The organism is Haloechinothrix halophila YIM 93223 (assembly GCF_000504245.1).
Lineage (GTDB): Bacteria > Actinomycetota > Actinomycetes > Mycobacteriales > Pseudonocardiaceae > Haloechinothrix_A > Haloechinothrix_A halophila.
Genome location: NZ_KI632509.1, coordinates 3703844 through 3730187, shown reverse-complemented (window position 1 = coordinate 3730187; position 26344 = coordinate 3703844). Strand labels below are relative to the sequence as shown.

The window sequence follows — 26344 nt, the reverse complement described above, 5'->3', positions numbered from 1 at the left end:
GGGGACATGTCCTGCGCTTTCACCGAAACTTCCACTGTGATACTCGACACGACGATAATCTAGCCATATGATCAGACACCTGTCCAGGTTTGCCAGCGATCCGATGGAGATGGGGCGCAGATGACGGGTTCGCCGAAGTGGTCAGCCTCGGTCCGCAGTGGCGCGGATAGCGGGAGCTGACCATGGGCAGCGTCGTCTCGTTCACGATCCTCGGGCTGTTCACCGGGGCGGCCTACGCCATCGCGGCGAGCGGGCTGGTGCTGACCTACACGACGACCCGGGTGTTCAACATCGCGCACGGCGCGCTCGGCATGGTCATGTCGTTCGTCTTCTGGGACTTCAGCCAGCGGCAGGGCATGCCGGTGTGGCTGGCGCTGGTGCTGGTGCTTGGCGTCGTGGCCCCGGCGACGGGGTGGGCGATCCAGCGGTTCGTCACGCGCGGGCTCGGCGACGGGCCGGTCAGCGTCGCGTTGGTCGTGACGGTCGGCCTGCTCGTCGGCTGTATCGGACTCGCCACGCAGGTCTGGCCGCCCGCCACCCGGGTGTTGCCTCCGTTCTTCAACGGCAGTGGCTTCCAGGTCGCCAGCACGTATGTCACAGCGCACCAGCTGATCACCGTGCTGCTCGCTGGTGTGGTCGCGCTGCTGCTGTATCTGCTGCTGACCAAGACCCAAATCGGCACAGCCATGCGCGCCTCGGTCGACAACCCGGAGCTGCTGCGGCTGTTCGGCGGCAAGCCCGACCGAGTGGCGGGCATGGCCTGGGCCATCGGCACCTCGCTGGCCGCGCTCGGCGGCATCCTGCTGACCCCGGTGATCGGGCTGTCCTATTACGACCTGACGTTGCTGGTGATCAACGCCTATGCGGCCGCGATGCTGGGCAGGCTGCGGAGCCTGCCACTCACCCTCGCGGGTGCGATGGGGCTGGGCATCCTGCAGTCGTTCGCCGTGGCCTATCTCCCGTCGGACGGTCTGCTGTCGGGAATCCGGTCGGCGATGCCCGCGCTGTTCCTGTTCGCGGTGATCGTGCTGACGCCGCAGGCGCAGCTGCGGATCGGGCAGGTCAAGGGCGTGGTGTCGGCCCCGTTGCCGTCGCGGGCCAAACAACTCGGCGCGGGTGCCGGGTTGCTCACGCTGGTCGCGCTGCTGGCGACGTCGCTACCCGACGACGCCCTGCTGCTCGTGGGCACGGCCGCGACCTACGCCATGGTCATGCTGTCGCTGGTGCTGCTCACCGGCTACGGCGGGCACGTGTCGCTGGCGCAGTTCACCTTCGCCGGTGTCGGTGCGCTCGTCTACGCCAAGCTCGGCGAGCCGACGCTGTCCGGCCTTGTGGTGGCCGCGCTGGTCGCCGCAGCGGTCGGTGCCATCGTCGCCGTGCCGGTGCTCCGGCTGACCGGGCTCTATCTCGCCCTGTCGACGCTGGCGTTCGGGCTGCTCATGGACAAGATGATCTTCCAAGCCGAGTTCGCGTTCGGCACCAACAACTCGCTCCAGGCCGAACGGCTGTCGATCCTCGGCACGTCGTTCTCCTCACTCGGCGGCTACGTCCTGATCATGACGGTCTTCCTGGTGCTGATGGCGCTGGTGCTGCTCGCGCTGCGGCGCGGCGCGCTGGGCAGGCTGCTGATCGCGATGCGGGACAGCCCGGCTGCCTGCGGGACGCTCGGTCTCGACACCCGGTGGTTCCGGGTGGGGCTGTTCGCGCTGTCCGCGGGGATGGCGGGGTTCGCCGGTGGGCTGTTCGCCGGGATGCGCGGCACCATCGGCGCGTCCGACTTCCAGGTGCTGAGCAGCCTGCCGTTGCTGCTGCTCGCGGTCGTGTTCGGCGTGACGTCGGTGACCGGCGCGGTGCTCGGCGGCGTCGGGCTCACGCTGCTTCCTGTGCTGCAGAGCAGCAACCCAGCGTTCGCCGGGCTGATCTTCGCGGTGGTCGGATTCGGTGCGGTCGCGCTGGGCCGCGACCCCAACGGTCTCGCCAACCGGCTGTTCACCCTCGGCCGCACGCTGCGCCCCCGGCTTCCTGCGGCACGCCGGACGGCCGACGTTCCGGAGCCGGACGAGGTGACCGAGGAGGTGCCGGCGCATGTCGCTTCTTGAGGTCGACGACGTCGTCGTCCGGTTCGGTGGGGTGACCGCGGTCGACCACGCCAGCTTCGCCGCCGAGCAGGGCAGGGTCACCGGGCTGATCGGACCGAACGGCGCGGGCAAGACCACCTGTTTCGACGTCATCAGCGGGCTGCGGCGGCCGACAACCGGCCGGGTCGGGTTCGACGGCCGCGACGTCACGGCGATCTCGGTGCACCGCCGCGCCCGGCGCGGTATGGGGCGCACCTTCCAGCGGCTGGAGGCGTTCGGGTCGCTCAGCGTCGCCGACAACGTCCGCGCCGCCGTCGACATCCACCGCGGCCTGACCGGCATCGCCGTACCGTGGCGCCGTTCGCGGACCGCCCAGGTTGGCGCGCTGCTCGACCGGGTTGGCTTGAGCGCCTATGCCGCTGACCGGGCCGATGCCATCCCCACCGGCATCGCGCGGCTGCTGGAACTGGCGCGCTGCCTCGCCGCCGATCCGGCGCTGCTGCTGCTCGACGAGCCGTCGTCCGGCCTGAACGAGAGCGAGACCGAGGCGTTCGGCAGGCTGCTGCGCGATCTCGCCGCCGAGGGCAAGGGCATCCTCATGGTCGAACACGACATGGACCTCGTGATGTCGGTGTGCGACGAGATCCACGTGCTCGACTTCGGCAGCGTGATCGCGTCGGGCACGCCGTCGCACATCAGGGACAACCCGGCCGTGCAGCGGGCGTATCTGGGCCAGGCTGACACCGGGCAGGTGGCGTGACATGGTCGTTCCGATGCTCGAGGTCGTCGGGCTGCACGCCGCGTACGGGCGCATCGAGGTGCTGCGCGGCGTCGACCTGGCCGTGCCGAAGGGCGCCGTCGTCGCGCTGCTCGGCCCCAACGGCGCTGGCAAGTCCACGCTGATCAAGTGCATCAGCGGGCTGCACACCCCGACCAGCGGAGACCTGCACCTCGCCGGGGTGCACGTCCAGGACGCGGGCGCGGACGAGCTGGCCCGGCTCGGTCTCTGCACGATCCCCGAGGGCCGCGCGGTGTTTCCGAACCTCACCGTCGAGGAGAACCTGCGGCTGATCTCGTACGCGGGAGTCGCCGCCGACGCGGTCATCGACGTGGCGTTCAGCTACTTTCCCCGGCTGCGCGAGCGCCGGTCGCAGCTCGCCGGCACCCTCTCCGGCGGGGAGCAGCAGATGCTGGCGATGTCCCGCGCGCTCGCATCCGATCCAGCGCTGCTCCTGCTCGACGAACTGTCGATGGGCCTCGCCCCGCTCATCGTCGACGAGCTGTACGAGACCGTCGCTGGCATCGCGGCCAGCGGCGTGTCGATCCTGTGCATCGAGCAGTTCGCCGATACCGCGCTGCGGGTCGCCGACTACGTCGCCGTCATGTCCGGCGGCCGCGTCGTCGCCACCGGTGAGCCCGCCGAGATCCGCGACAGCATGGTCGACGTCATTCTCGGAGGTGCCGCGTGAGACCGTTCGCGCTGAAGTTCGTGCTCGCGATCCTGGTCGCGGGCCTGGCCGGTGGTCTGCTGCCGGTGCCCGCTCACGCCGAGGCTGAACCCGGGTTCAGCGGGTACAGCGCGGAGGCGTCCGCCAGTCCGATCCAGCTCGACGTCTACGAGCCAACCATTCCCGTTCCCGCGACGCCACAGCTGCGGCTCATGCTCGGCTACGCCACCGTCGAGGCCGACAGCTCGCTGTCGTCCGGGCGCGCGAGTTTCCTCTGGCCGGGCGACTTCGTCGGGGAGGGCTTCCGATCGGTGATCGACAACCTCGGCCTGCCCGATGAGCTATCCGAGCCTATCGGCGAGCGCGGCTACCCGCTCCAGGTGAACTCCCGCCACCCGGCAGGGCCACAGCGCCAGGCGGACGAGCCGGTGCCCGGCACGGTCATGCGCACCAGTGCCGGAGCGGAGCGAACCACGGCACGGGCGGGGTACTCCTCCAACTGCGAGGTCGAACGCTCCGGCGAGGATGAACAGCCACCGGAATCGCCCTCGCCGGGGACTCCCGAACTGCCTTCGCTGCCGGGCCGGTCCGAGTCGTCGACCCCGGCGAGCGAGCGGCAGGACTCCGGTGAGTGCCCGATCCCGCCCCAGCTGGCCGCGCTCGTCGACGTGGGCGGCTACATCGCCACCAGCGAGACGGCGCTGACCGGTGGCGACGTCGTCACGCGGTCCCGGTCCGAGGTGAGCGACGTCCAGCTGCTCGGTGGCCTGGTCACGCTGTCCGGGGTGACCGCGACCGCCGTCACCGGCAGCGACGGCGCCAAGGGCAAGGCCTCCGGCTCGGCCGACTACGGCAGGCTGAGCGTCGCGGGCCAGACGTTCACCGTCGGCCCGGACGGCCTCACCGCACCGGGCAGGAAGGTCCGCCTCCCCGGGATTCCGGACGATCCCGCCAAGGCGCTGGAGCGGCTCGGGATCACCATTACGGTGCCGCGGCCGGACCGGACGGTCAGCGGAGACAAGGCGATCAGCCGCTCGGAAGGGCTGATCGTCGACGTCGACACCACGGTGCTACGGGACTGGCTCGACGCGCTGCCGATCGAACTGCTCGCCGAGCTCATCAACCGGCTGCCCGATGAAGCGAGCGAGCTGAAGAGCCTGCTCGGTGCTGCGCTGCAGCTGTCGCCCCGGTTCGTCATCCACGTCGGCACCGCCGCGAGCACCGTCGACACCGTGCAGGGCATCGACATTCCGCTCCCAGGTCCAGAGCCAGGGGTCGACGCGGAGCCGCCGACCGGCACGGCACCCGGCGGCACTCCCGAACCCGGCCCCGCTCCGGAAACCGGAAGCGCGGCGGCGCCCGCGTCCACCGGTGAGCCGCCCGCTCCCGCCGTCGCCAACGCGGTGCCCGAGCGCGCGTCCGCCGGTCTGCCACCGCTGTTCTCCATGCCGGGTGCGTTGCTGTTCGGCGGTATCGCTCTGGCCTCGCTCGCGGGCGGTTACCTGCGCAAGCTCGGCGGCCTCGTGCTGGGCGGCGGCGTGGTGTGCCAGCACGGCCTCCGAACCGGACTGCCCGACCTCAGAAAGGTCTGAGCCATGACAACTACCGCGACGACAACCCAGACCGCCACCGCGGTGGCCTTGCCCCGCGCGGGCGGCCGATCGGACACCGGCGTCGCGCCGTTGCGGAACAACCACTACCGGCTGCTGCAGGTGGTGCTGTTCTGGGCGGGTGCGATCCTGCTTCCGCTCGGACTGGTGGTGATCGCGCTCGGCTGGTACGGCGCGGCCAACACGCCGTACCAGTACGACCAGATTTCCTACCTCGTCTCCGGCGGGCTGTTCGGTCTCGGCCTGACGTTCTGCGGCGGCTTCCTCTACTTCGGCGCGTGGCTGGCCAGGATCGCCGACGACGGCAGGGAGTCGTCGCGGCGGCTCGCCGACACCTTGCTCGTGCTCGCCGACGTCACCGCACGCTCGGCCGCCACCAGTGAGCACGGTGTCGAGGACGTCGCGGTCACCGTGGGCGACGGCGACACCCTGCATCGCAGGGACTGCGCGCTCATCGCGCACCGCGACGACCTGCACCCGGTCGGCGAGCACGCCGCGAACCTGACGCCGTGCCGAGTGTGCCGGCCATAGGGCCGTGGCGGCGGGAAAACTGACTCGGGAGCGCGGGACACGGCGTCCGGAGTGACGAACACAGCGTCGGGAACGCAGGACACAGCGTCGGGAACGCAGGACACAGCGTCGGGAACGCAGGACACGGCGTCGGGAATGCAGGACACGGAGCACCTTGCCAAGAATCAGAACATGTTCTAATCTGGACACGTGTCCAGTCGGACGTTCGACTACGGCCGTGGAGGAGCAGTGAGCAGCATCGACGATGTGGCCTCGGTATCCGGGGGAACCGGCACCCTCGCGTCGCTCGACGACATCCCTGAGGTGTCGCGGCGCTACCCCGATGACCCGCACGGTCACCTGCGGGAGTTGCGCACCGACCCGATCGCGCTGCTGCACCGGGTGCGGGACGAGTGCGGCGAGCTCGGCCGGTTCCGGCTCGCGGGCAAGGATGTCGCGCTGGTCAGCGGCGCCGAGCTGAACGAGACGTTCTTCCGGGCGCCGGACGAGGTGCTGGATCAGGGCGAGGCGTACCCGTTCATGACGCCGATCTTCGGCAAGGGCGTCGTCTTCGACGCCTCACCGGAGCGGCGCAAGGAGATGCTGAAGAACCAGTCGCTACGTGGCGAGCAGATGAAAGGCCACGCCGCGACCATCGAGCGTGAGGTCATGCGCATGGTCGCAGACTGGGGCGACGAGGGCGAGATCGACCTGCTGGACTTCTTCGCCGAGCTGACGATCTACACGACGTCGTCCTGCCTGATCGGCGCGCCGTTCCGGGAGGAGCTGGACTCCCGGTTCGCGCATCACTACCACGAGCTGGAGCGCGGCACCGACGCGCTCGCGTTCGTCGATCCCTACGCCGACATCGACAGCTTCCGCAGGCGCGACGAAGCGAGGCTGGCATTGGTGGGGCTGGTCCAGGACATCATGGACCGACGGTCCGCCCGCGGCACCGTGCCGAAGGAGGAGCGCGACCTGCTCGACGTGCTGATCTCGCTGCGCGGCGACGACGGCGAGCCGCAGTTCTCCGCCGACGAGATCACCGGCATGTTCATCTCGATGATGTTCGCCGGGCACCACACCAGCTCCGGCACCGCCGCCTGGGCGCTGATCGAGTTGATGCGCCACCCGGACGTGATGGCGGATGTCGTCGGGGAGCTGGACGAGATCTATGCCGACGGCGCCGAGGTGTCTTTCCAAGCGCTGCGGTCGATTCCCCGGTTGGAGTCGGTGGTCAAGGAGACGCTGCGGCTGCACCCGCCGTTGATTCTGCTGTTGCGGGTGGCCAAAGAGGACATCCAGTTCGGTGAGCATCGCATCCCGGCTGGTGCCATGGTCGGGGCGACGCCGAGGGTGTCGAACCGGATTCCCGAGGACTTCCCCGACCCGGAGGCCTTCGACCCCGGCCGCTATGTCGATCCGAGGCAGGAGGACCTGCTCAACCGCTGGACGTGGATTCCGTTCGGCGCGGGCAGGCACCGCTGCGTCGGCTCGGCGTTCGCCATGATGCAGCTCAAGGCGATCTTCTCGGTGCTGCTGCGCGACTACACCTTCGAGATGACGCAATCGTCCGAAAGCTACCGCGACGACTGCTCGAAGATGGTGATCCAGCTCGAACAGCCCTGCCGGGTCCGGTACCGGCGGCGCGAGGGGCGGTGACGGCGATGCGTGTCACCGCTGACTACGACCTCTGCCAGGGCCACGCGATGTGCCAGGTCGAGGCGCCCGAGGTGTTCGACTACGACAAGGACACCAACCAGGTCCGGATCCTCGACGAGCATCCCGACGAGTCACGGCGGTCCGAGGTCGCCGCGGCCGTGAAGTACTGCCCCACGATGGCGCTCGCCATCGATGACTGACCCGGAGGAACCGCTGATGGCTGTGGCAACCCGCGCCGAGCTGGACGAGCTCTGGGCGCGCTGGCTGGACGCCAACCGCGTCGCCGAACGCGACCGCGACTGGGCCCCGCTGGCCGACTACTACGCCGCCGACGCCAGCTACGGCTGGATGTACACCCCGGACGAGCACTTCATGGCGATCGGGCGCGACGAGATACGCGACTACGCGCTCGGCACCGAGATGACCGGCCTCGACGGTTGGCACTACGACTACGTCGCCACCGTCATGGACGACGTCAACGACATGATCGTCGGGTTCTGGAAACAGCGCAGCGGCATCCTCGACGACGACGGCGAGGAGTACCAGATCACCGGCATCGGCGGCAGCTGGTTCGGCATCGGCCGCGACGACCACGGCGCGCTGTGCTTCACCTGGCAGCGCGACTGGTTCGACCTCGGCTCGGTCGCGCACACCTTCCTGGAGATCGTGCAGGCGGGCAAGGCTCCGCAAGCCATGCGGGACCGGATGTCGCAGAACAGCATGGACCAGCCAGGCCACTACCGCCGCGCCGACCTGCCGTCGACGATCTGGCCGCCGCCGGTCGAGGCGGGCGAGTTCGTCACCCAGGAGGCCCGATGATGACACCGACGACACCGAGGACACCGAGGACACCGAGGACACCGCGGAATCCGCCACCGCAGCTGCTGATCGACGGCAAGCTTTGCCCGGCGAGTGACCGCGACAGCTACGCGATCCGCAACCCCGCGACCGGTCAGGAGATCGGGCAGGCGCCGAACGCCACGGCATCCGACGTCGACGCCGCGATCGCCGCGGCGCGCCGCGCCTTCGACGAGACGTCCTGGTCCACCGACGTCGACCTGCGCCTGCGGTGCCTGCGCCAGCTGCACCAGGCGCTGGTCGACAACGCAGCGGCGATGCGGGCGCTGACCACCGCGGAAGCCGGGGCGCCCTCGGCGTTCACCACCGGTCCGCACTACGACATGCCGGTCGAGTACTTCGGTTGGATGATCGATCTCGCCGAGTCCTACGAGTGGGAGACCGACCTCGGCGTCGCCGAGCCGATGGGGATCCGTACGCGCCGTATCGTGCGGCGCGAGCCGACCGGCGTGGTCGCCGCGATCACGCCGTGGAACTTCCCGAACCAGCTCAACCTGGCCAAGCTCGGCCCTGCCCTCGCGACGGGCAACACCATCGTGCTCAAGCCCGCACCGGACACCCCGTGGCTCGGCAGCGAGCTCGGGCGGCTGATCACCGAGCACACCGACATCCCACCCGGCGTGGTCAACGTCGTGACGCCCCGGGACACCGAGGTCGCGGGGCTGCTGGTCACCGACTCGCGAGTCGATCTGGTGTCGTTCACCGGATCCACCGCGACCGGGCGGTCGATCATGGCGGCCGCCGCGCCCACGCTGAAGCGGACGTTCCTGGAGCTGGGTGGCAAGTCGGCGGCGATCGTGCTCGACGACGCGGACTTCGAGACGGCGGTTGGCACCGCCGCGTTCAGCGTGTGTGTCCACGCGGGACAGGGCTGCGCCCTCACCACCCGGCTGCTGGTGCCACGGGAACGCTACGACGAGGCGGTGGACATCGCGGCGGCGACGATGTCGGCGATCGGCACCGGCGATCCCGCCGACCCCGCCACCGTCTGCGGGCCGGTCATCTCGGCGGCGCAGCGCGACCGCGTTCAGTCCTATCTGGACCTCGCCGTGGACGAAGGCGGCCGGTTCGCCACCGGTGGTGACGTCGACCGCAAGGACGGCGAGCTCGCGGGCGGCTACTGGATCCAGCCGACCGTGATCGCGGGGCTGGACAACTCCGCGCGGGTGTCCCGGGAGGAGATCTTCGGCCCGGTGCTGGTGGTGATTCCGCACGACGGCGACGACGATGCGGTCAGGATCGCCAACGACTCGCCGTACGGGCTGTCTGGGGCGGTTTCCGGCTCGCCGGAGCGCGCGCACGCGGTCGCCGCCCGGGTTCGCACCGGAACCCTCGCGGTCAATGGTGGCGTCTGGTTCTGCGCCGACGCGCCGTTCGGCGGCTACAAACAGTCCGGCATCGGCCGCGAGATGGGCGTCGCGGGCTTCGAGGAGTACCTCGAAACCAAGGTCATCGCGGAGGGCTGCTGATGAGCGGGGAGAACGGCTTCGAGGGCAAGGTCGCGCTCGTCACCGGTGCGGCGCAGGGCATCGGCGCCGCGTACGCGAAGGCGCTGGCCGCTGAGGGTGCGTCGGTCGTGGTCGCCGACGTCAAGGCGGACGCGGGCGCGGTCGTCGTCAAGGAGATCGAGGCGGCTGGCGGTACCGCGCGGTTCGTGCGCTGCGACGTCTCGTCGCCCGAATCGGCCGAGGCGGCGGTGACCGAGGCGGTCGAGGCGTACGGCGGGATCGACCTGCTGGTCAACAACGCCGCGATCTACGGCGACATGGCGTTCGACCTGCTCATCACGGTCGACTGGGACTACTACCGCACGTTCATGTCGGTGAACATGGACGGCGCGCTGGTCATGACGCGGGCGGTGTATCCGCACATGCAGCAGCGCGGCGGGGGAGCGATCGTCAACCAGAGCTCCACAGCGGCGTATGTCTACTCCGGCTTCTACGGGCTGGCGAAGTCGGGTGTCAACGGGCTCACCCAGCAGCTCGCCCACGAGCTGGGCGGCATGGGGATCAGGGTCAACGCGATCGCCCCTGGGCCGACCGACACCGCTGCGACCAGGACTCAGGTCGGCGGCGCGGCGAAGGAACTGGTCCAAGGGCTGGCGATCAAGCGGATGGGTCAGCCGGAGGACATGGTCGGCGCGTGCCTGTACCTGCTCTCCGATGACGCGGCGTGGGTGACCGGGCAGATCCTGGCGGTCGACGGGGGGCAGGTGTTCCGGCCGTGACGCCGGTCGTCGGCTTCGTCGGGCTGGGCGCCATCGGCAAACCGATGGCGCTGCGGCTGGCGGCATCCGAACTGGACCTGGTGGTGTACGACGTCGCTGCCGAACCGGTCACCGAGCTGGTCCGTGCTGGCGCCGAGGCCGCTGGGGGTGTCGCGGAGCTCGCGGGCCGGGTCGACGTGCTGTGCGTGATGGTGCGCGACGACGACCAGGTGCGGGACGTGCTCGGCGAGGCCATCGGCGGTGCCCAGCGGGGCCAGAGCGTGGGGCTGACCGTCGCGATCCACTCCACGGTGGCACCGGACACCCCCGCCCCGCTGGCCGATACCGCCGCCAGGCACGGCGTCCGGGTCGTGGACGCTCCGGTCAGCGGTGGTGCGATGGGCGCGGCCGACGGCACCCTGGCGATCATGGCGGGCGGCACGGACGACGCCGTCGCCGCCTGCCGCCCGGTGTTCGACGCGATGGCAGGAAAGGTCGTCCACGCCGGCCCGATCGGTGCGGGCACCCGCATGAAGCTTGCCCGCAACCTGCTGCACTTCATCGCGTTCGCGGCGGCGACAGAGGCACAGCGGCTCGCCGAGGCGGCTGGGCTCGACCTGCTGGAGTTGGGCAGCGTCGTCCGGCACACCGACGCGATCACCGGCGGGCCCGGCGCGATCATGCACCGCCCGACCACGGCACCGCTGGCACCCGACGACTTCTGGTACGGCGTGTTCGACCACGTGCGTGTGCTGGGGGAAAAGGACCTACGGTTCGCGATCGGGCTGGCCGACGAGCTGGACGTCGAGGTGCCGCTGGCTCGGCAGACGCTCGACCGGCTGGCGGCGGGGCTGGGACTACAACCGTCTCTAGCAACTCAGGAGGATGTGTGAGCGGGTTCGACGAGCTGCCCGAGACCCGGCGGCGCGGGCTGGAGCGGATGGAGCAGGTGTACGGCTTCACGATGAGTGACGCCGACGGCGACTTCTTCCGCTACACCGCCGATCACCTGTTCGCCGACATCTGGAACCGGCCTGGCCTGTCCGACCGCGACCGGCGGCTGCTGCTGATCGGGGTGCTCACCGCGACCGGTGCCGCCGACGTGCTCGGCATCCAGGTTCCCGCTGGGCACGCCAACGGCGAGCTGTCCGACACCGAGCTGCGCGAGATCGTGATCTTCCTCAGCCACTACGCGGGATGGCAGAACGGTGCCCGGCTCAACACGGTCGTCGAGGACACCGTCGCCAAGGCAGCCAGGCGGGCGGAGTCCGGCGAATGACCCGCTCAGCCCTGTCGATCACCACCAGCGAAGCTCAGCGAGGATAGTGCCATGCGCCACGGTGTCGTCCTGTTCACCTCCGACCGAGGCATCACCCCCTCGGCGCTCGCCGCCGCGGCCGAGCAGCGCGGCTTCGACACGATCTACGTGCCGGAGCACACCCACATCCCGGTCAAGCGGGAGGCCGCCCATCCCGGCACCGGCGATGCGACGTTGCCGGACGACCGCTATCTGCGCACCCTCGACCCGTGGGTGTCGCTGGCGACGGCAGCGGCTGTCACCAGCCGCATCCGGCTCGCCACGGCGGTGGCGCTGCCGGTGGAGTCCGACCCGATCACGCTGGCCAAGAGCATCGCCACGCTCGATCACCTCTCCGGCGGGCGCGTCACCCTCGGCGCTGGTTTCGGCTGGAACACCGATGAGCTGGCCGACCACCATGTACCCGCGGGCAGGCGCCGCACCGTGCTGCGTGAGTACGTCGAGGCGATGCGGGCACTGTGGACGCAGGAGGAGGCGTCCTATGCCGGGGAGTACGTGTCGTTCGGCCCGTCCTGGGCGTACCCGAAGCCGGCCCAGCCGCACATCCCGCTCGTCATCGGCGCGGGCGGCGGGCCGAAGACGTTCGCCTGGATCGCCCGCAACGCCGATGGCTGGATGACCACCCCGCAGGAGCAGGACATCCCGACCAGGGTGGCCGCGCTGCGGGAGGCATGGGCAGCGGCGGGCAGGCAAGGAAACCCCCAGGTGCACGTGCTGGTCGCCGCCAAGCCGTCGCGGGAGCAACTCGCGGCGTGGCACGAGTGCGGTGTCGACGAGCTGATCTGGGGTGTGCCCGACAAGTCCGAGGCCGACGTTGTGTCCTATCTGGACAAACTTGCCGGCAGGCTTGAGCTGACCGTTCGCTGAAGGAGAGACCCATGACGACAACGCAGTCCGGCACGGCGGTGCCCGATGTCCTGGACGCCTCGGTGCTGACAGACGACACCGAGTCCTACGACGTGGTGGTCGTGGGCTTCGGCATCGCTGGTGGCTGCGCGGCACTGGAGGCGGCACGCGCGGGCGCGCGGGTGCTGCTGCTGGAACGGGCCGCCGCGTACGGCGGCACTACCGCCATGGCTGGCGGCCACTTCTACCTCGGCGGCGGTACCGCGGTGCAGAAAGCGACCGGCCATGACGATTCGCCGGAACAGATGTACCGGTACCTGGTCGCGAACTCGCTCGACCCCGACCACGAGAAGATCCGTGCCTACTGCGAGGGCTCCGTGGAGCACTTCGACTGGCTGGAGGCACTGGGCTTCGAGTTCGAACGATCCTTCTACCCGGAGAAAGCCGTCATCCAGCCCGGCACCGAAGGGCTGATGTTCACCGGCAACGAGAAGGTCTGGCCGTACAGCACCGATGCCGAGCCCGCACCGCGCGGGCACAAGGTGCCAGTGCCCGGCGACACCGACGGCGCGAAGCTGGTGATGGACCTGCTCAACGAGCGCGCGGCGGAGGCAGGCGTCGAGGTGCGCTACGAGACCGGCGCGACCAACCTGATCGTGTCGCCGGACGGTGCGGTCGCCGGAGTGGCGTGGCGGTCCTTTCAGGACACTGGGTTGGTGCGGGCGCCCGCTGTGGTGATCGCCGCGGGCGGGTTCGTCATGAACTCGGACATGGTCGCCGAGCACACGCCCGCGCTCGGCTCGAAGCTGTTCACGCTGGGCTCGACCTACGACGACGGGCTCGGCATCCGGCTTGGCCGCTCGGTCGGCGCGAAGCTCGAGCGCATGGCGGAGCCGTTCATCACCGCCCCGTTCTACCCGCCCTCGGTTCTGGTTAAAGGCCTGATCGTGAACAAGGAGGGCCGCAGATTCGTCGCCGAGGACAGCTACCACGCCCGCACCTCGTACCACGTGATGCACCAGCCGGACGCCACGGCGTACCTCATCGTCGACAGTGAGCACGCCGAGCACCCTTCGATGTCGCTGGTGCCGTTCCTCGACGGCTGGGAAACCGTCGAGGAGATGGAACGCGGACTGGGGCTGCCCGGCGGCTCGCTGGTGACGACGTTGACGCGCTACAACGACTACGCCGCGCGTGGCAGGGATCCCGATTTCCATAAGCACCCCGACTGGCTGGCGCCGCAGGACACCGGTCCGTGGGCCGCCTACAACCTGAGCCTCGGCACTGCGCTGTATGCCGGGTTCACCCTTGGCGGCCTGAGTACCACCGCCGACGGGCAGGTGCGGTGCGGCGACGGGTCCGTCATCGGCGGGCTCTACGCGTCGGGCGCCTGCGCGTCGAACATCGCGCAGGACGGGCAGGGCTACTGCTCCGGCCTGCAGCTGGGCGAGGGTTCCTTCTTCGGCAGGCGGGCGGGACGCCACGCCGCGACGCTCTCCGGGAACGCCCGTGGCTGACTCACCCGACCGCGAGTCGCACCCTCATGGCCACGAGTCGCACCGTGGCGTGCCCGGGGCGCGCGACGCAGGACTCACCGCGCCCGAGGACACCGGCGAGCTGCGCCGGCGCAGGGAGTCCGTCGCCACGCTCGGCGCGCGGCTGCGCGAACTGACCGAGGTCGCGATCCGTGCCGAAGTGCCGGTCGAGGTGCTGGACCAGGCCGCCGCCGAGATCGAGTCGGTGACGGTGGCGCTGCGCGAGCGGCAACGCGAGCCGAGCCAGGCCGCGTCCGTGGACGACCTGATCGGCGGGGTGCGCATGTTCAACCCCGTCATCGGCACCGGACACCCCGGTGCGCCGCCGGTCGAGTACTTCACCGACGGCGACCGGGTCGAGGGGCGCTGCACGCTCGGGCTGACGCACGAAGGACCACCGATGTCCGCGCACGGCGGGATCAGCGCGCTGCTGCTGGACCAGTTGCTCGGCCACGCCGCGGCGGAAGCGGGCAGCGCGGGACTCACCACCGATCTGACAGTGCGCTACCGCAAACCGGTGCCGCTGGGTGTGCCGCTGCGCATCTGGGCCAGGGTCGCCGGGATGGAAGACGGGCGCGCGGTCGCCACGGGAGCCATCGCCACGCAGGTGGATCCGGAGACCCCGCTTGTCGAGGCTGAGGCACGGTTCCGCACGCTCAGCATGGAACAGGCACGCCGGGTGTTCCCGGCGCTGTTCACCCAGTCGCGCTGACCCCCCAGCGCCGCGAGTCGCACCCTAGCCACCGCGAGTCGCACCTTAATGGCCGCGAGTTGCACCGACGGGCAGGGCGGGCCCGGTTACGATCAGTGGCATGGAGCCGGTTCGCCGAATCGTCGGCGGCCGCAGGGCGGACACCGTCCAGCGGCTGCTGGACGCCGCCTTGGAGGAGATCCGCGCGGTCGAGTACGGGGAGTTGTCGGTGCGGTCGGTGGCCAGGCGGGCTGATGTCTCACCCGCCACCGCCTACACCTACTTCTCCTCGAAGGATCACCTCATCAGTTCCGTGGTGTGGCGCAAGATCCAGGAGACGACGTCGGCCTTCGACGACGACACCGACCTGCACCAGATGGTCCGCCGCATCACCAACGTCTTCGCGGACGAGCCGGAACTCAGCCGTGCCTGTACCTCGGCGTTGCTCGGTGACGACCCTGAGGTCAAGCGGCTCCGAGACGAGATCGGCACCGAGCTGGCTAGGTCGTTGACCCGCGGGCTCGGTTCGCTGCCGCCGACGGCGGTGAACTCGGTGACGATGGCGCTCGTCGGTGGCTTGGTGCTGTCCGGCATGGGCTACATCCCGTTCGACGACGTCGCCGACCGCCTCGTGGACCTGGTCAACCAGCTGCAGCAGGCGAGCGGGCGCCGCGGCCGCAAGCGATAGGCCGCGACGCCCCGGGAGTCACATCTCCTCGTGGACGTCCGGGTCGCCGCCGAACAGCCTGCCGTCGTGCCGGGCGAGCCCGCTGATCGCGGCCATCTCCTGCTCGCTGAGCTCGAACCCGAAGACGTCGAGATTCTCGCGCTGCCGATCCGGGTCCGCGGACTTCGGCAGCGGCAGTGCACCGAGCTGCAGCTGCCAGCGCAGGATCACCTGACTGGGCGCGACGCCGTGCGCCGTGGCGGCGTCGGCGACGGGCTGCTGGTCGAACGGAGCACTGCGCTTGCCGAGGGGGCTCCACGACTCGGTCTGGATGCCGAGTTCGGCGTGGACCGCGCGCATCTCGGCCTGCGGGAAGTAAGGGTGCAGCTCGATCTGGTTGACGGCGGGGGTCACTCCGGTGTCGTGGATGATGCCGGCGAGGTGCTGCCGGGTGAAGTTGCTGACGCCAATCGACGTGACGAGACCGCGTTCCCGGAGGTCGACGAGCGCCCGCCACGCCTCCCGGTACTTCCCGACGCTCGGGTTGGGCCAGTGGATCAGCACGAGGTCGACGTAGTCGAGCCCGAGCCCGCGCAGCGAGTCCTCAACGGAGCGCGTGGCTTGGTCGTACTCGTGATGCCTGCCGGGGATCTTGGTGGCGATCGCGATGTCCTCGCGCGTGATTCCCGACTGGCGTACCGCTTCGCCGACCTCCTCCTCGTTGCCGTAGTTCACGGCGGTATCGAGGAGGCGATAGCCATTCTCGATGGCACTGACCATGGCCTTGGTGCCCTCGTCGCCGGTGAGCGGGTAGGTGCCGAACCCGATCACGGGGAGCCGGGCGCCGTCGTTGAGCGTGTAGTGCGGAATCGATGCAGCCATGCCCCCAACGTAACGGCTCGGACGTCCGCAACTCACGGCCGTGCTAGACATATATATGTCAGATTGGTAAGTTGGGGTTATGAGGACGACGGTGCGGCTCGACGAGACGCTGATGCGCGAGGTCAAGAGTTACGCCGCGCGCCATCAGCGGACGTTCACCTCCGTTCTCGAAGACGCGCTGCGTCGCTTGCTCAAAGAGGAGGACATGCTGCAGACAACCGAGCGGATCGACGTCGTCGTATACACCGGTGCTGGCCTGCGGCCTGGCGTCGACCTCGATGACCGCACCACATGGCAGCCCCTGATCGACGCCGAAGACGCCGAGCGGTTCACGACCCATGCAGATGCCTGACGTCAACGCTCTCGTCTACGCCCATCGTGGCGAATTGCCCCAGCACACGCGGTACCGTGACTGGCTTGCCGACCTGCTGAACGGGCTGGAAAGCTACGGCGTCTGCGACCTGGTGACGCTCGGTTTCCAGCGGCTCGTGACCAACCCGAGAATCTTCCGTGAACCGACTCCGTTGGCCGACGCTCTGCGATTCGTCGACGTCTTTCGCCATCGCCCGCAGGCCATTCCTGTCGTTCCCGGGCAGCGTCATTGGTCGATTTACCAAGACCTCTGCCACCAACTCAATGCGACCGGAGGCGACGTCACCGACGCTTACCTCGCGGCCTTGGCGATTGAGCACGGCCACGACCTGGTCACCGAAGACAAGGGCCTGCGCCGTCGTTTTCCCGGGCTGCGCACGGTACGGCCGTGAGCCGCTGATTCGGTGTTGGCACGTACACCCCGTAGCGGTGTCCCGTACGGCGTGAACTGTCGGTGCCTCACGGGAGGATAGCCGCCATGAACACCTGGCCTCGCGACCGCGTCCTCCGAAGGCGGCTGGCAACCCAGCGGTTGACGTCCGCGCCACTACCGCGCGCCGGTGACGCGGTTCGGCTGCTCACCTGCGTGCAGGCTCAGGAGCGCGATCACGCCTTCTTCTCCCTCGGCCTGCGCAGCAAGGACACCACCTACTCCTCGGTACGGACCGCGCTTGATCGTGGCGATGTCATCCGCACCCACATCTTGCGGCCGACGTGGCACTTCGTAGCGCCGGATGATCTGCGGTGGATTCTGGCGCTGACCTCGCGGCGGGTGGAGCGGTCGATGGCGGCCCGGCATCGCCAGCTCGGCCTCGACGACACCCCGCAGCTGCACCGGGCGCTCGACCTGCTTCCCGAACTGCTGTGCGACCGTGCGTATCTGACGCGCACCGAGATCGGCGCCGAGTTCGCCGCGCGCACCGGATTACCCGAGCCGGGGCCGCAGCTCGGACACACGTTGCTGCTCGCCGAGCTGCGCGGGCTGATCTGCTCGGGACCGGTGAAGGGCACGCAGCACTCCTATGCGCTCGTCGACGAGGTCGTCCCCGCGACGCGCGAGCGCGACCGGCACGAGGCGCTGGTGGAGCTGGTGCGGCGATTCTTCGCGGGCCACGGTCCGGCCTCGGTCAAGGACTTCACCCGCTGGTCGTCGCTGACCGTGTCCGACACCAGGGCCGCGCTCGCCGACATCGGCGACGAACTCGAGCACATCGACGTCGACGGCACCACGCTGTGGTTCGATCCATCGGTGCCGAGCCGTACGACGCGGACGGAGCGCGCGTTCCTGCTGCCGGTATACGACGAGGCCGTCCATACCTACCCCGCGCTGAACTTCCCCGTTGCCGACGCGCATCCGCATACGGACAGCGACGATCCGTTCTGGGCGAGGATGATTCTCGACCGCCGCAACGTCGGCCTGTGGAAGCGCACCATCAGAGCCACCAGCGTCCGGGTCGAGACGCGACTGGCGCCCGGCCTCGACGCCGCGCAGCGGGAGGCCGTGCGGCTTGGCGCACAGCGGATGGCCGACTTCCACGAGCGCGAGCTCGACTACGCCGAGGGCGAAGGTACCCCGCACCTGTGGGGCGGCTCGGCGGGACACCCGGCGCGCAGGCCGAGGCGGGCGGCGGGAGGCTAGCGCCCGCATAGCTGGGCACTAGTAACTCTGCAGGGGATCGCGGAGTGCACCGCGAAGCGCGATGATGTCCGCGGCCACGACAGAGAGGGGTCCTTCGGCTGGCAGGGGCTGGTCGGCGGGCGGGCGTTCGGCGCGGATGGCGGTCGCGATCTCCTGGATCGCGGTGACGATCTGGTCGACGTCGGCTGTGGGTGGTGGGGTGTCGAGGGCTGCTCGCGTGATGGCGTCGGTGAGTCGTTCGAGGCCGATGATCGCGGGCCACCAGGCGGCGGCGTTGCGGCCCGCTCGGGAGGGTTCAGGGATGAGTCGTTGTGCTGCCACGCGGAGGTCGGACAGCGTCCGGTAGGTGGTGCGGCGCAGTGTGGAGTGCCCTGCGGGGTGTGCGGCCAGTGCGCGCGCGGCGTAGCGCGCGACCGTGTCGGTGGCAGTGGCCATCTGGGTGCCGAGCTGGGGACGTCTGCTGTCCGGCCAGCATAGGTAGCCGAACACCAGCACGATGGCGCAGCCGAGGATGGTGTCGATGAGGCGGGCGCTTAGCAACGACGCGCTGCCTGCCTGTGTGAGGTCGACGAGCACGATGACCAGCGGTGTCATCGAGATGGAGAAGAGGCCGTAGTTGCGTTCCTTGGCGAGGGGCAGCGGTGCTGCCAGGATCGCGACGGCGAGTGGCAGTGCCCAGTCGCGTGGGTCGATGAGCAGGACGGCGGCGCCGAGCAGGACTCCGAACACGGTGCCGCCCGCCCGGAGGACGGCGCGGGCGAACACCGAGCCGAAGTCTGGTTTCAGCACCAGTGCCACGGTTAGTGCCACCCAGTAGGAGCGTTCCAGGTCCAGTTGTCTGCTGGCCACTTCGGCGAGGGCGATGCAGAGCGCGAGCCGTGCGGCGTGGGTCCAGGTCGCCGGCCCGCCGAGCGCGTCGTCCAGCCAGGTGGTCAGCCGCTCGCGGTATGAGCGGCGCGTGTGCGGCGGCGCGTGGGTGTCCGCGTCGCCGTCACGGCACAGATCGCGCAAGGCGCGTCCGAGTGCCGTCTCTGGCGCGGGGCCGGGGTCGGGGTTGGGCAGCGGGCGGTTGGCGCGGATCGCGTCGGCGATGGCGCGGAGGGCGTCGATCTCGTGGGGCGGGGTGTGGTTCCGGGTCTTGATCGCGGCCACCGAGGCTTCGATCACGGGCGTGGCGTCAGACAGGAGCGCGAACAGCCTGCGGTACGTCTCGTCACGGCCTTCGAGCCGGGATCGCGCGGTGAGCAGCGCGTCGTAGGCGTCGTTGAGCGCGGCGGTGAGCCGCTGCCGTGCCTGGGCGGTCTGCCGCCACTGCCGCGCGGCCAGCATCGCGGCCATCTGCTCGTACACCGCGGCGACGGCGGCGCGTTCCGGTGCGGTGGCCCGCACCGGCCAGGCCGCGATGGCGAGCAGGACCGCCCATCCCGCACCGGCGAGGAACCAGCCGGTCGCGAGTACAGGTCCGCTGGTCAGTGGCTGGCCGGCACCCAGGATGGCGAAGATCAGCAACTGCAGGCCGGCGGCCGATGCTGTGGCGCCTGCCGTCGAGATTACCTCCGAGACGACAGCGAGCCCGACGATCACCGCGCTGGTCACCCAGCCGTTGCCCGCCGCGAGTCCACCGGCGAGAAAGCCGGTCGCGCCTGCCAGCGTCGCCCACCCCATATGCCGTAGCCGGAAGCGGTATGGCCCACGGCGGGCGACGAACGTTCCGCAGAGCGCGCCGAGCGCGGCCTCGATGCCGATTCCGGTGTGACCAGTGATGCTTCCCGCGGCGATCGGGACGGACAGCGCCGCCGCGGCGCGCACCAACTGTCCCCAGTGCACCGGTGTCGTGGTCGTGCTGAGTAGTTGAGTCAGCCAGTGCGGGGCGGCGACCTCGCTCAGCGGGCGAGGTGACGGCTGCGGTCGCTCGCCGGTCAACGGCGGGTCGCTTCGCGTTTCCGGTGGTGGCGCATCGCGCGAGCAGCCATGGATTCGTCTCTCGCGTCGACCACGTCGTCAGGAAACCACACCGATGCGACGGCGCTTTCGCTGGTGGGCCTGACGCGTGCCACATCGGTCGAGCCGCTCGCCCACGTTCGCGCCACGGCAACGCGCGTCAGTGCGGTGGCAATGCGGTGGCAATCCCTTACCGTTGGGTTTTCGCGATCTCGGGTTCCTCGTCCGGGTGACGCTGTCGTATCCGTTGGGTCCCGCATTATTCGGCAAAGCGAATGAGTTGTTGGTAGCATTCGGGACACCGAATGGATGTGATGACCAGGAGGCGGGCCGATGAGCGTGGACGCCGTCGACGAAGCGAGCGCAGTACCGCTGGATGAGTTGGACGAGGACCTGCGGGCTCGGGTGGTGGCCAAGGCCGCGGCGGCGCTGGCCGATCCGGTGCGGCTGCGGATCCTGCGGTTGCTGCGCGAACGCGGGGAGTTGACCGTGGGTGCGGTGACGGAGGCGGTGCCGGTGAGTCAGCCTCGGGTGTCGGTGCATCTGCGCTGCCTGACCGACTGCGGCTACACCACCGTGCGCCGCGCGGGTCGTCGCTCGTTCTACCGGCTGGCGACACCGGAGATCGGTGGGTTACTCGACCAGCTGACCGGGCACGCGGCCGGGTCGATCGACGGGCTGCTGGCGTGTCTGGCCTGCACACCCGCCGGCGAACCCGCCATCGGGCAGAGCGGATGAGTCCGGCCAAGTGGCTTGAACGCCACCAGATCGGCATCTACCTCGCCGCGCTCCTGCTCGGCGCCGGGATAGGTCTGGCGCTACCGGGGACCGCGCCCGCCATGGAGCTCGCGATCTATCCGGTACTGGGTGCCATGCTGTACGCGACGTTTCTGCAGGTGCCGTTCGTCACGCTGACTCGCGCGTTCCGCGACGTACGCTTCGTCAGCGCCGCGCTGACGATCAACTTCGCCGTCGTTCCCCTCGTGGTGGCCGCCCTGACCCTCGTTGTCTCGTTACCGCGGGCGGTACTACTCGGCGTGCTGCTCGTGCTGCTCACCCCCTGCATCGACTACGTGATCGTGTTCACCGGTCTTGCCGGAGGAGCCAGCAACCGACTACTCGCCGCGACACCGCTGCTGATGCTCGCCCAGGTACTGACGCTGCCGATCTTCCTGCTGCTGTTCCTCGGCCCCGGCCTATCCGACATGGTCGAGGTCGGCCCGTTCCTGGAAGCCTTCCTGATCCTCATCGTCCTGCCGCTGGGCCTGGCCTTGGCCACCGAGGCACTCGCCGTACGCCGCCGTTCAGGGGAAGTGATCACGTCGGCGATGACCACAGCCCTGGTTCCGCTGATGGCCGCCACACTGCTCGTCGTGGTCGCCGGTCAAATCCCCAAGATCAGCCACGAGCTGAGCCAGGTCGTCACCGTCGTCCCGCTCTACGCCGCGTTCCTCATCGTGATGGCCGGACTCGGGCTGGCCCTCGCTCGGGTGTTCCGGCTCGACGTCGGCCGCTCCCGCGCCCTGATCTTCACCGGCGCCACTCGCAACTCCCTCGTCGTGCTGCCCCTGGCGCTGGCGCTACCCGAGGCGTACGCGATCACCCCGGTCATCGTGGTCACCCAAACCCTGGTGGAACTGGTTGGCATGGTCGTCTACGTTCACGCCATCCCCCGCCTGGTCTCGCCACACCGGCAACCAACCCGCTGAGACACTCGGCCGCCCGACCACGAAACCACCCGTCGTCACCGTTGCCGCGCCAGCCACGGCCTCGAAGCAGGATGTCCGTGCAGTGACCACTGTGGTGGGCCGGGCGGGACTTGAACCCGCGGCCAAGGGATTATGAGTCCCCTGCTCTAACCAACTGAGCTACCGGCCCTTCTGATCGCTCAGCCTACGCAGGCTGGGCGTCGGGGTGCATACCACCCCGCGTGTTTGTAGCGCGCTGACCAGCATCGGGCCACTCTCGGGTACGTGGTTTTCCCACTGACTCGTCCCCTTGAGCGAAATGCTGTCACAGCATGATCGCGCGTTCGGCGCAATAGTGACGTCCACCTGGTGGTACGAGCGGCATCGGTGCGTAACGGATTGGCTCATCAGAGGGACTAGTGGGTGAGGTGATCCATGTGGCCGCGCTCGAGGAGGAATCGTGATGCTCGTCGAAGCTCGGGTGCTCGGGCGGTCTCGTGCCGTCGTCGAGCCACACGAGCTCACATACGAGCCTCACCAGCCAGTTCCGTTGCGGCAGCTCATCGCCGACGTCGTGCGCGGCGAAGTCGGCTTGGCGGTCGACCCGGACCGCCTCCGGCGATTCCTGCGGGTGCTCGCTGCCGACCAGATCGAGCGGCAGCCGGACGGTTCGCACGGCCGGAGTATCGACGTCGATGAGGTGGTTCGTTCCGCTCTTGAGGGATTCGACCACGGGTTCTACTACGTTTTCATCGGTGACCAGCAGTACGAGAACCTCGAGCAACTGGTGCGGATCGAGCCGACGACCCGGGTGCGGTTCGTGCGGTTGGTGCCGCTCGCGGACTGACCGGTCGCACGGCACCTGAACCTACTGGCGGAGACAATGCCTGCCATGGACACCGAAGAACTGATGTACGCGGGCCTCACGGAGCAGGCCCGCCTCGTCGCGTCCGGCGAGGTCAGCTCGCGCGAGCTGACCGAGGCGGTGCTGGCCAGGATCAACCGGCTCAATCCCGAGCTGAACGCCTTCCGCGCCGTGCTCGCCGACGCCGCGCTCGCTGAGGCGACACAGCGGGACCATGTCCCCGCTGCCGAGCGCGGGCCACTGCACGGGGTGCCGGTCGCGATCAAGGACGAGGTCGATGTCGAGGGCGCGGTCACCACGTTCGGTGGTCTGGCCAACCGCACGCCAGCCACGGCCGACGCCGAGGTCGTGCGCAGACTCCGGGTAGCGGGCGCGGTGATCGTCGGCAAGACCACGATGCCGGAGTTCGGGCAGTGGCCGTTCACCGAGTCGGCAACGTACGGCGCCACCCGCAACCCGTGGGACACCACCCGCACCCCCGGTGGGTCCAGCGGCGGCACGGCGACGGCGGTCGCGTCGGGAATGATCGCGGCCGCGCTCGGCGGTGACGGTGGCGGCTCCATCCGCATCCCCTCAGCGTGCTGCGGGTTGTTCGGACTCAAGCCACAGCGGGGCAGGGTGTCCACCGCTCCGCACCGCGACCTCTGGCTCACGCTGGGCACCTCCGGCCCGCTGACCCGGGGCGTCGCCGACAGTGCGCTGTTCTACGACGCCATCAGGGGCAGTGTCGGCGTCGACCGCTGGCACGCCGAGGAACCCCGCATGAGCTTCGTCGACGCCGCGGCGACCCCGCCCGGCACGCTGCGGATCGGCTACTCCGCGACGCCAGCCGTGCGGGGACTGCGTCCCGATCCGGAGCACGTCGCCGCGCTGGAGCACACCGCGGCGGCGCTGCGCGAGGCCGGCCACGACGTCCGCGAGATCACCCCGCGCTACCCGGACGCCACCGCGATGTTCACCCCGCAGTTCTACGGCGGTGTGCGCGACGAGGCGAGGCTGGTCGAGCACCCCGAACTGCTGGAACGGCGCACGAAGCAGACTCTGGCGCTGGCCAGGCTCATGCCGGAGAAGGCCATCCAGTGGTCGGTCGACAACACCGAGAAGTTCGCAGCCAAGGTCAACCTGGTGTTCGACGACGTCGATCTGCTGCTCACGCCGACCATCGCGCATCGGCCCCGCCGGATCGGCGCGCTGGACGGCGCGAACTCGCTCACCGCGCAGGTGCGTGCGCTGCCGATGATTGCCTACACGGCGCTGTGGAATCTGGCTGGCAACCCGGCCGCGGCCGTGCCAGCCGGGTTCGGCGCGGATGGCCTGCCGCTGTCGGTGCAGCTCGTCGGCAGGCCCCACGACGAGGTGAGCATCCTGCAGGTCGCCGCGCAGCTGGAAACCGCGCGGCCATGGGCGCAGCACCGCCCAGTCTTCCGGTCGTAGTGGCTAGGGTGGGCGCATGGGGAACACGGTGCGCCTGCGACCACCGAACAATCAGCTCAACCGCCGCTGCCTGCTGTGGTGGCGCGCGTGGATCGCGCTGGTCGTCGGGCCGATTGTGGCCGCGCTGGCGGCCCTCGGGCTGCTCGTCGCGCCGGTGCTGGTCGTGCCCGCGGGAATCGCGGCCGCTGTGGGCGTCGCCTACGGCGTGATCATGCCGCTGTGGTGGTACCGGGTGCATCGCTGGGAGGTCACCGACACCGCCGTCTACACCCGGACCGGCTACTTCTGGCAGGAGTCGCGGATCGCGCCGATGTCGCGCATCCAGACGGTCGACACCGTGCGCGGGCCGCTGCAACAACTGTTGCGGCTCGCGACCGTCACCGTCACCACCGCGTCGGCCAAGGGCGCCGTCCGCATCGCGGGGCTCGACGCCGACCTGGCCGCCGACCTCGCCGCTGAGCTGACCCAGATCACCCAGGCCACGCCGGGCGACGCGACATGAGCGAACTGGAGAACGCCGAGCGCCTCGACCGGCGCATGATCACCATGACCGCTGTGCTCACCGGGTCCATCGCGGTCGTCGGCGCGCTGGTCGTGGGCAGCACGCTGATCTCGTCCGGCACGCCGGTCGCGCTGTCCGTGCTCGTGGTGCTCGGCGGGATGGTCGCGGTGCTCGGGCTGAGCGTCGGCGTCGACTACATCCGATGGCGAGCCACCACGTTCCGCCTCACCGAGGAACGCCTTGAGCTGCGATTCTCGTTCGTGTTGAACCGGCGCCGCTCGCTCGCCCGCGACCGCATCCGCACCGTCGACGTCACAGCGAGTCCGGTGCAGCGGCTGTTCGGCATCGCCGCCGTCGTCATCGGCACCGGGCAACACGGCGAGTCCGGCGAGTCCGAGGTCAAGCTCGACGCCGTCTCGCGGGAACGGGCCCATCAGCTGCGACACGAGCTGCTGCGCCACGCCGTCGACACCGAATCGCGCACCGCCGACGGCACCATTGCCGAACTGGACTGGCGCTGGGCGGGCTACGCGCCGCTGTCGATGCTCACCCCGGCACTGGGCGCGGCGGCCGTCGGCGCGGTCGCCAACGTCGCGAGCTGGTTCGGCGACAGCGACGACGTCGTGGGTTCGGTCGTCACCGACCTGCTCATCGCCGCCGCGCTGTTCGGCTATATCACCGTCGTGGTGGGCGTGCTGCTCGCCGGGGCGATCGGCGCGACACTGCTGTTCGTCGAGATGTGGTGGGGCTACCGGCTCGACCGCGAACCAGGCGGAACGTTTCATGTCCGGCGCGGGCTGCTGACCAGCAGGTCCATTTCGCTGGAGGAGCGGCGGTTGCGCGGCGCGGAGATCATCGAACCGCTCGGCGTCCGGCTGGCGCGGGCCGGCCGCGTCGACGCTATCGCCACCGGCATCCGCGACGGTGGCCAAGGCGAACGCACCGCGCACAAGACGTTGCTGCCCGCCGCGCCGAGGGCGGTCGCGCTGCGGGTGGTCTCCGAAGTGCTGCGAGAACCGGACGTCGCCAGCGCGCTCACCAGCCTGACGCCGCATCCCCGCGCGGCGCGGTCGCGACGGCTGCGGTGGGCGCTGACCCCAGTGGTGCTGGTGTTCGCCGTGCTGCTCGCGATCGAGATCGCGGCGGGGGACCGGATCGCGGCGGCGACGGGGCCGGCGTTCGGGGGGTTGGTGGCTGCGGTGCCGTGGGTGTTCGCGGTGATCGCCGTGCCCGTTGCGGTGCTGCTGGCTATCGATGCCTTCCGCAACCTCGCCCACGGGTTGTCTGGCCGGTACCTGGTGGCGCGCCGGGGCGCGGTGCGGCGTTCGACCGCGTTGTTGCAGCGCACCGGGGTGATCGGCTGGACAGTGCGGCAGTCCATCTTCCAGCGCAGAGCGGGGCTACTCACCCTGGTCGCGACCACGGCGGCGGGCAGCGGCGCGTACACCATCCCGGACGTCGACGTCGCCGAGGGCATCGCGTTCGCCGACGAGGCTGTGCCTGGCCTGCTCGCCGAGTTCGTCGAGCGGCCGGATGAGGCGTACGCCGCCGGGTTGGCACGGGATCGCGAGCGCTGACCTAGCGGGAGCGGC

General features: G+C 69.8%; 27 protein-coding genes and 1 tRNA gene. 25 read left to right on the top strand and 3 right to left on the bottom strand.

The window, feature by feature from the left end:
• Positions 1 to 182: 182 nt before the first annotated feature.
• From AMYHA_RS17110 to AMYHA_RS17035, 16 genes are all read left to right on the top strand, one after another.
• Positions 183 to 2099 (top strand): branched-chain amino acid ABC transporter permease, encoded by a 1917-nt coding sequence (locus AMYHA_RS17110; RefSeq protein WP_084037330.1) that lies wholly within the window; start codon positions 183 to 185, stop codon positions 2097 to 2099.
• Positions 2086 to 2838: an ABC transporter ATP-binding protein gene (locus AMYHA_RS17105; RefSeq protein WP_034272529.1), complete on the top strand. Its 753-nt coding sequence runs from the start codon at positions 2086 to 2088 to the stop codon at positions 2836 to 2838. The genes AMYHA_RS17110 and AMYHA_RS17105 overlap by 14 nt, the downstream gene beginning before the upstream one ends.
• 1 nt (position 2839) lies before the next feature.
• Entirely contained in the window at positions 2840 to 3547 is a 708-nt protein-coding gene (locus tag AMYHA_RS17100) for an ABC transporter ATP-binding protein (RefSeq protein ID WP_034272526.1), read from the top strand.
• Positions 3544 to 5118, top strand: coding sequence for a choice-of-anchor P family protein (locus AMYHA_RS17095; protein ID WP_034272523.1), 1575 nt, complete (start codon positions 3544 to 3546; stop codon positions 5116 to 5118). The genes AMYHA_RS17100 and AMYHA_RS17095 overlap by 4 nt, the downstream gene beginning before the upstream one ends.
• Before the next feature lie 3 nt (positions 5119 to 5121).
• A complete protein-coding gene (locus tag AMYHA_RS17090) occupies positions 5122 to 5667 on the top strand; it encodes a DUF1700 domain-containing protein (protein ID WP_034272520.1) in 546 nt (181 codons plus the stop codon).
• A gap of 228 nt (positions 5668 to 5895) precedes the next feature.
• Positions 5896 to 7308: a cytochrome P450 gene (locus AMYHA_RS17085; RefSeq protein WP_330760615.1), complete on the top strand. Its 1413-nt coding sequence runs from the start codon at positions 5896 to 5898 to the stop codon at positions 7306 to 7308.
• Positions 7309 to 7313: 5 nt separating this feature from the next.
• The gene (locus AMYHA_RS17080; protein ID WP_034277668.1) at positions 7314 to 7508 is read left to right on the top strand and encodes a ferredoxin; all 195 of its coding nucleotides are present in this window, start codon (positions 7314 to 7316) and stop codon (positions 7506 to 7508) included.
• A 16-nt stretch (positions 7509 to 7524) separates the two neighbouring features.
• Positions 7525 to 8127, top strand: a complete 603-nt coding sequence (locus tag AMYHA_RS17075; protein ID WP_196776918.1) for a nuclear transport factor 2 family protein — start codon at positions 7525 to 7527, stop codon at positions 8125 to 8127.
• Complete coding sequence (locus tag AMYHA_RS17070) at positions 8124 to 9635, top strand: aldehyde dehydrogenase (protein WP_231104790.1); 1512 nt, start codon at positions 8124 to 8126, stop codon at positions 9633 to 9635. Before AMYHA_RS17075 ends, AMYHA_RS17070 begins: the two co-directional genes overlap by 4 nt.
• Entirely contained in the window at positions 9635 to 10393 is a 759-nt protein-coding gene (locus tag AMYHA_RS17065; RefSeq protein WP_034272517.1) for an SDR family oxidoreductase, read from the top strand. The genes AMYHA_RS17070 and AMYHA_RS17065 overlap by 1 nt, the downstream gene beginning before the upstream one ends.
• Positions 10390 to 11265, top strand: coding sequence for an NAD(P)-dependent oxidoreductase (locus AMYHA_RS17060; protein WP_034272515.1), 876 nt, complete (start codon positions 10390 to 10392; stop codon positions 11263 to 11265). Before AMYHA_RS17065 ends, AMYHA_RS17060 begins: the two co-directional genes overlap by 4 nt.
• Positions 11262 to 11651 (top strand): carboxymuconolactone decarboxylase family protein, encoded by a 390-nt coding sequence (locus AMYHA_RS17055; protein ID WP_231104789.1) that lies wholly within the window; start codon positions 11262 to 11264, stop codon positions 11649 to 11651. Before AMYHA_RS17060 ends, AMYHA_RS17055 begins: the two co-directional genes overlap by 4 nt.
• Before the next feature lie 51 nt (positions 11652 to 11702).
• Positions 11703 to 12557, top strand: a complete 855-nt coding sequence (locus AMYHA_RS17050) for an LLM class F420-dependent oxidoreductase (protein ID WP_034272512.1) — start codon at positions 11703 to 11705, stop codon at positions 12555 to 12557.
• 11 nt (positions 12558 to 12568) lie between these two features.
• The gene (locus AMYHA_RS17045) at positions 12569 to 14053 is read left to right on the top strand and encodes an FAD-binding protein (protein WP_051400021.1); all 1485 of its coding nucleotides are present in this window, start codon (positions 12569 to 12571) and stop codon (positions 14051 to 14053) included.
• Positions 14046 to 14783: a PaaI family thioesterase gene (locus AMYHA_RS17040; protein ID WP_231104788.1), complete on the top strand. Its 738-nt coding sequence runs from the start codon at positions 14046 to 14048 to the stop codon at positions 14781 to 14783. The genes AMYHA_RS17045 and AMYHA_RS17040 overlap by 8 nt, the downstream gene beginning before the upstream one ends.
• A 100-nt stretch (positions 14784 to 14883) precedes the next feature.
• On the top strand, positions 14884 to 15450 hold the full coding sequence (locus AMYHA_RS17035; protein WP_051400020.1) for a TetR/AcrR family transcriptional regulator: 567 nt from the start codon (positions 14884 to 14886) through the stop codon (positions 15448 to 15450).
• Positions 15451 to 15468: 18 nt separating this feature from the next.
• Here AMYHA_RS17035 and AMYHA_RS17030 read toward each other — a convergent pair whose 3' ends face one another.
• On the bottom strand, positions 15469 to 16311 hold the full coding sequence (locus AMYHA_RS17030; RefSeq protein ID WP_034272509.1) for an aldo/keto reductase: 843 nt from the start codon (positions 16309 to 16311) through the stop codon (positions 15469 to 15471).
• 79 nt (positions 16312 to 16390) lie between these two features.
• Between AMYHA_RS17030 and AMYHA_RS17025 the strand changes: the two genes are divergently transcribed.
• The 3 genes from AMYHA_RS17025 (at position 16391) to AMYHA_RS25930 (ending at position 18322) form a co-directional block, all read left to right on the top strand.
• On the top strand, positions 16391 to 16663 hold the full coding sequence (locus tag AMYHA_RS17025) for a hypothetical protein (protein WP_157362191.1): 273 nt from the start codon (positions 16391 to 16393) through the stop codon (positions 16661 to 16663).
• Positions 16656 to 17075, top strand: a complete 420-nt coding sequence (locus tag AMYHA_RS17020) for a type II toxin-antitoxin system VapC family toxin (protein ID WP_196776917.1) — start codon at positions 16656 to 16658, stop codon at positions 17073 to 17075. Before AMYHA_RS17025 ends, AMYHA_RS17020 begins: the two co-directional genes overlap by 8 nt.
• 86 nt (positions 17076 to 17161) lie before the next feature.
• On the top strand, positions 17162 to 18322 hold the full coding sequence (locus tag AMYHA_RS25930) for a winged helix DNA-binding domain-containing protein (protein ID WP_051400019.1): 1161 nt from the start codon (positions 17162 to 17164) through the stop codon (positions 18320 to 18322).
• A gap of 18 nt (positions 18323 to 18340) precedes the next feature.
• On the opposite strand, the gene AMYHA_RS17010 is transcribed toward AMYHA_RS25930, so the two are convergent.
• The gene (locus AMYHA_RS17010; protein WP_051400018.1) at positions 18341 to 20245 is read right to left on the bottom strand and encodes an FUSC family protein; all 1905 of its coding nucleotides are present in this window, start codon (positions 20243 to 20245) and stop codon (positions 18341 to 18343) included.
• A 351-nt stretch (positions 20246 to 20596) separates the two neighbouring features.
• On the opposite strand from AMYHA_RS17010, the gene AMYHA_RS25925 reads away from it, so the two are divergent.
• A complete protein-coding gene (locus tag AMYHA_RS25925) occupies positions 20597 to 21001 on the top strand; it encodes an ArsR/SmtB family transcription factor (protein ID WP_051400017.1) in 405 nt (134 codons plus the stop codon).
• Positions 20998 to 21972, top strand: a complete 975-nt coding sequence (locus tag AMYHA_RS17000) for an arsenic resistance protein (protein WP_034272504.1) — start codon at positions 20998 to 21000, stop codon at positions 21970 to 21972. The genes AMYHA_RS25925 and AMYHA_RS17000 overlap by 4 nt, the downstream gene beginning before the upstream one ends.
• A 92-nt stretch (positions 21973 to 22064) precedes the next feature.
• Here AMYHA_RS17000 and AMYHA_RS16995 read toward each other — a convergent pair.
• A tRNA-Ile gene (locus AMYHA_RS16995) sits at positions 22065 to 22141 on the bottom strand.
• 270 nt (positions 22142 to 22411) lie between these two features.
• Between AMYHA_RS16995 and AMYHA_RS16990 the strand changes: the two genes are divergently transcribed.
• Genes AMYHA_RS16990 through AMYHA_RS16975 form a run of 4 tightly spaced genes read left to right on the top strand, consistent with a single transcriptional unit; the run spans position 22412 to position 26329 of the window.
• A complete protein-coding gene (locus AMYHA_RS16990; RefSeq protein ID WP_034272502.1) occupies positions 22412 to 22798 on the top strand; it encodes a hypothetical protein in 387 nt (128 codons plus the stop codon).
• A gap of 45 nt (positions 22799 to 22843) precedes the next feature.
• A complete protein-coding gene (locus AMYHA_RS16985) occupies positions 22844 to 24250 on the top strand; it encodes an amidase (RefSeq protein WP_157362189.1) in 1407 nt (468 codons plus the stop codon).
• Between the two features lie 16 nt (positions 24251 to 24266).
• Positions 24267 to 24752: a PH domain-containing protein gene (locus AMYHA_RS16980; protein WP_034272497.1), complete on the top strand. Its 486-nt coding sequence runs from the start codon at positions 24267 to 24269 to the stop codon at positions 24750 to 24752.
• Entirely contained in the window at positions 24749 to 26329 is a 1581-nt protein-coding gene (locus AMYHA_RS16975; RefSeq protein ID WP_051400016.1) for a PH domain-containing protein, read from the top strand. Before AMYHA_RS16980 ends, AMYHA_RS16975 begins: the two co-directional genes overlap by 4 nt.
• Positions 26330 to 26344 lie beyond the last annotated feature (15 nt).

Excerpts from the sequence above, each read along its gene's own strand:
- AMYHA_RS17070 (WP_231104790.1), top strand. The coding sequence starts at position 8,124 with ATGATGACACCGACGACACCGAGGACACCGAGGACACCGAGGACACCG.
- AMYHA_RS17075 (WP_196776918.1), top strand. The coding sequence starts at position 7,525 with ATGGCTGTGGCAACCCGCGCCGAGCTGGACGAGCTCTGGGCGCGCTGG.
- AMYHA_RS17045 (WP_051400021.1), top strand. The coding sequence starts at position 12,569 with ATGACGACAACGCAGTCCGGCACGGCGGTGCCCGATGTCCTGGACGCC.
- AMYHA_RS17100 (WP_034272526.1), top strand. The coding sequence starts at position 2,840 with ATGGTCGTTCCGATGCTCGAGGTCGTCGGGCTGCACGCCGCGTACGGG.
- AMYHA_RS25925 (WP_051400017.1), top strand. The coding sequence starts at position 20,597 with ATGAGCGTGGACGCCGTCGACGAAGCGAGCGCAGTACCGCTGGATGAG.
- AMYHA_RS16985 (WP_157362189.1), top strand. The coding sequence starts at position 22,844 with ATGGACACCGAAGAACTGATGTACGCGGGCCTCACGGAGCAGGCCCGC.
- AMYHA_RS17030 (WP_034272509.1), bottom strand. The coding sequence starts at position 16,311 with ATGGCTGCATCGATTCCGCACTACACGCTCAACGACGGCGCCCGGCTC.
- AMYHA_RS17000 (WP_034272504.1), top strand. The coding sequence starts at position 20,998 with ATGAGTCCGGCCAAGTGGCTTGAACGCCACCAGATCGGCATCTACCTC.
- AMYHA_RS17105 (WP_034272529.1), top strand. The coding sequence starts at position 2,086 with ATGTCGCTTCTTGAGGTCGACGACGTCGTCGTCCGGTTCGGTGGGGTG.
- AMYHA_RS16980 (WP_034272497.1), top strand. The coding sequence starts at position 24,267 with ATGGGGAACACGGTGCGCCTGCGACCACCGAACAATCAGCTCAACCGC.
- AMYHA_RS17035 (WP_051400020.1), top strand. The coding sequence starts at position 14,884 with ATGGAGCCGGTTCGCCGAATCGTCGGCGGCCGCAGGGCGGACACCGTC.
- AMYHA_RS17050 (WP_034272512.1), top strand. The coding sequence starts at position 11,703 with ATGCGCCACGGTGTCGTCCTGTTCACCTCCGACCGAGGCATCACCCCC.
- AMYHA_RS17110 (WP_084037330.1), top strand. The coding sequence starts at position 183 with ATGGGCAGCGTCGTCTCGTTCACGATCCTCGGGCTGTTCACCGGGGCG.
- AMYHA_RS25930 (WP_051400019.1), top strand. The coding sequence starts at position 17,162 with ATGAACACCTGGCCTCGCGACCGCGTCCTCCGAAGGCGGCTGGCAACC.
- AMYHA_RS17065 (WP_034272517.1), top strand. The coding sequence starts at position 9,635 with ATGAGCGGGGAGAACGGCTTCGAGGGCAAGGTCGCGCTCGTCACCGGT.
- AMYHA_RS17025 (WP_157362191.1), top strand. The coding sequence starts at position 16,391 with ATGAGGACGACGGTGCGGCTCGACGAGACGCTGATGCGCGAGGTCAAG.
- AMYHA_RS17020 (WP_196776917.1), top strand. The coding sequence starts at position 16,656 with ATGCCTGACGTCAACGCTCTCGTCTACGCCCATCGTGGCGAATTGCCC.
- AMYHA_RS16975 (WP_051400016.1), top strand. The coding sequence starts at position 24,749 with ATGAGCGAACTGGAGAACGCCGAGCGCCTCGACCGGCGCATGATCACC.
- AMYHA_RS17090 (WP_034272520.1), top strand. The coding sequence starts at position 5,122 with ATGACAACTACCGCGACGACAACCCAGACCGCCACCGCGGTGGCCTTG.
- AMYHA_RS17080 (WP_034277668.1), top strand. The coding sequence starts at position 7,314 with ATGCGTGTCACCGCTGACTACGACCTCTGCCAGGGCCACGCGATGTGC.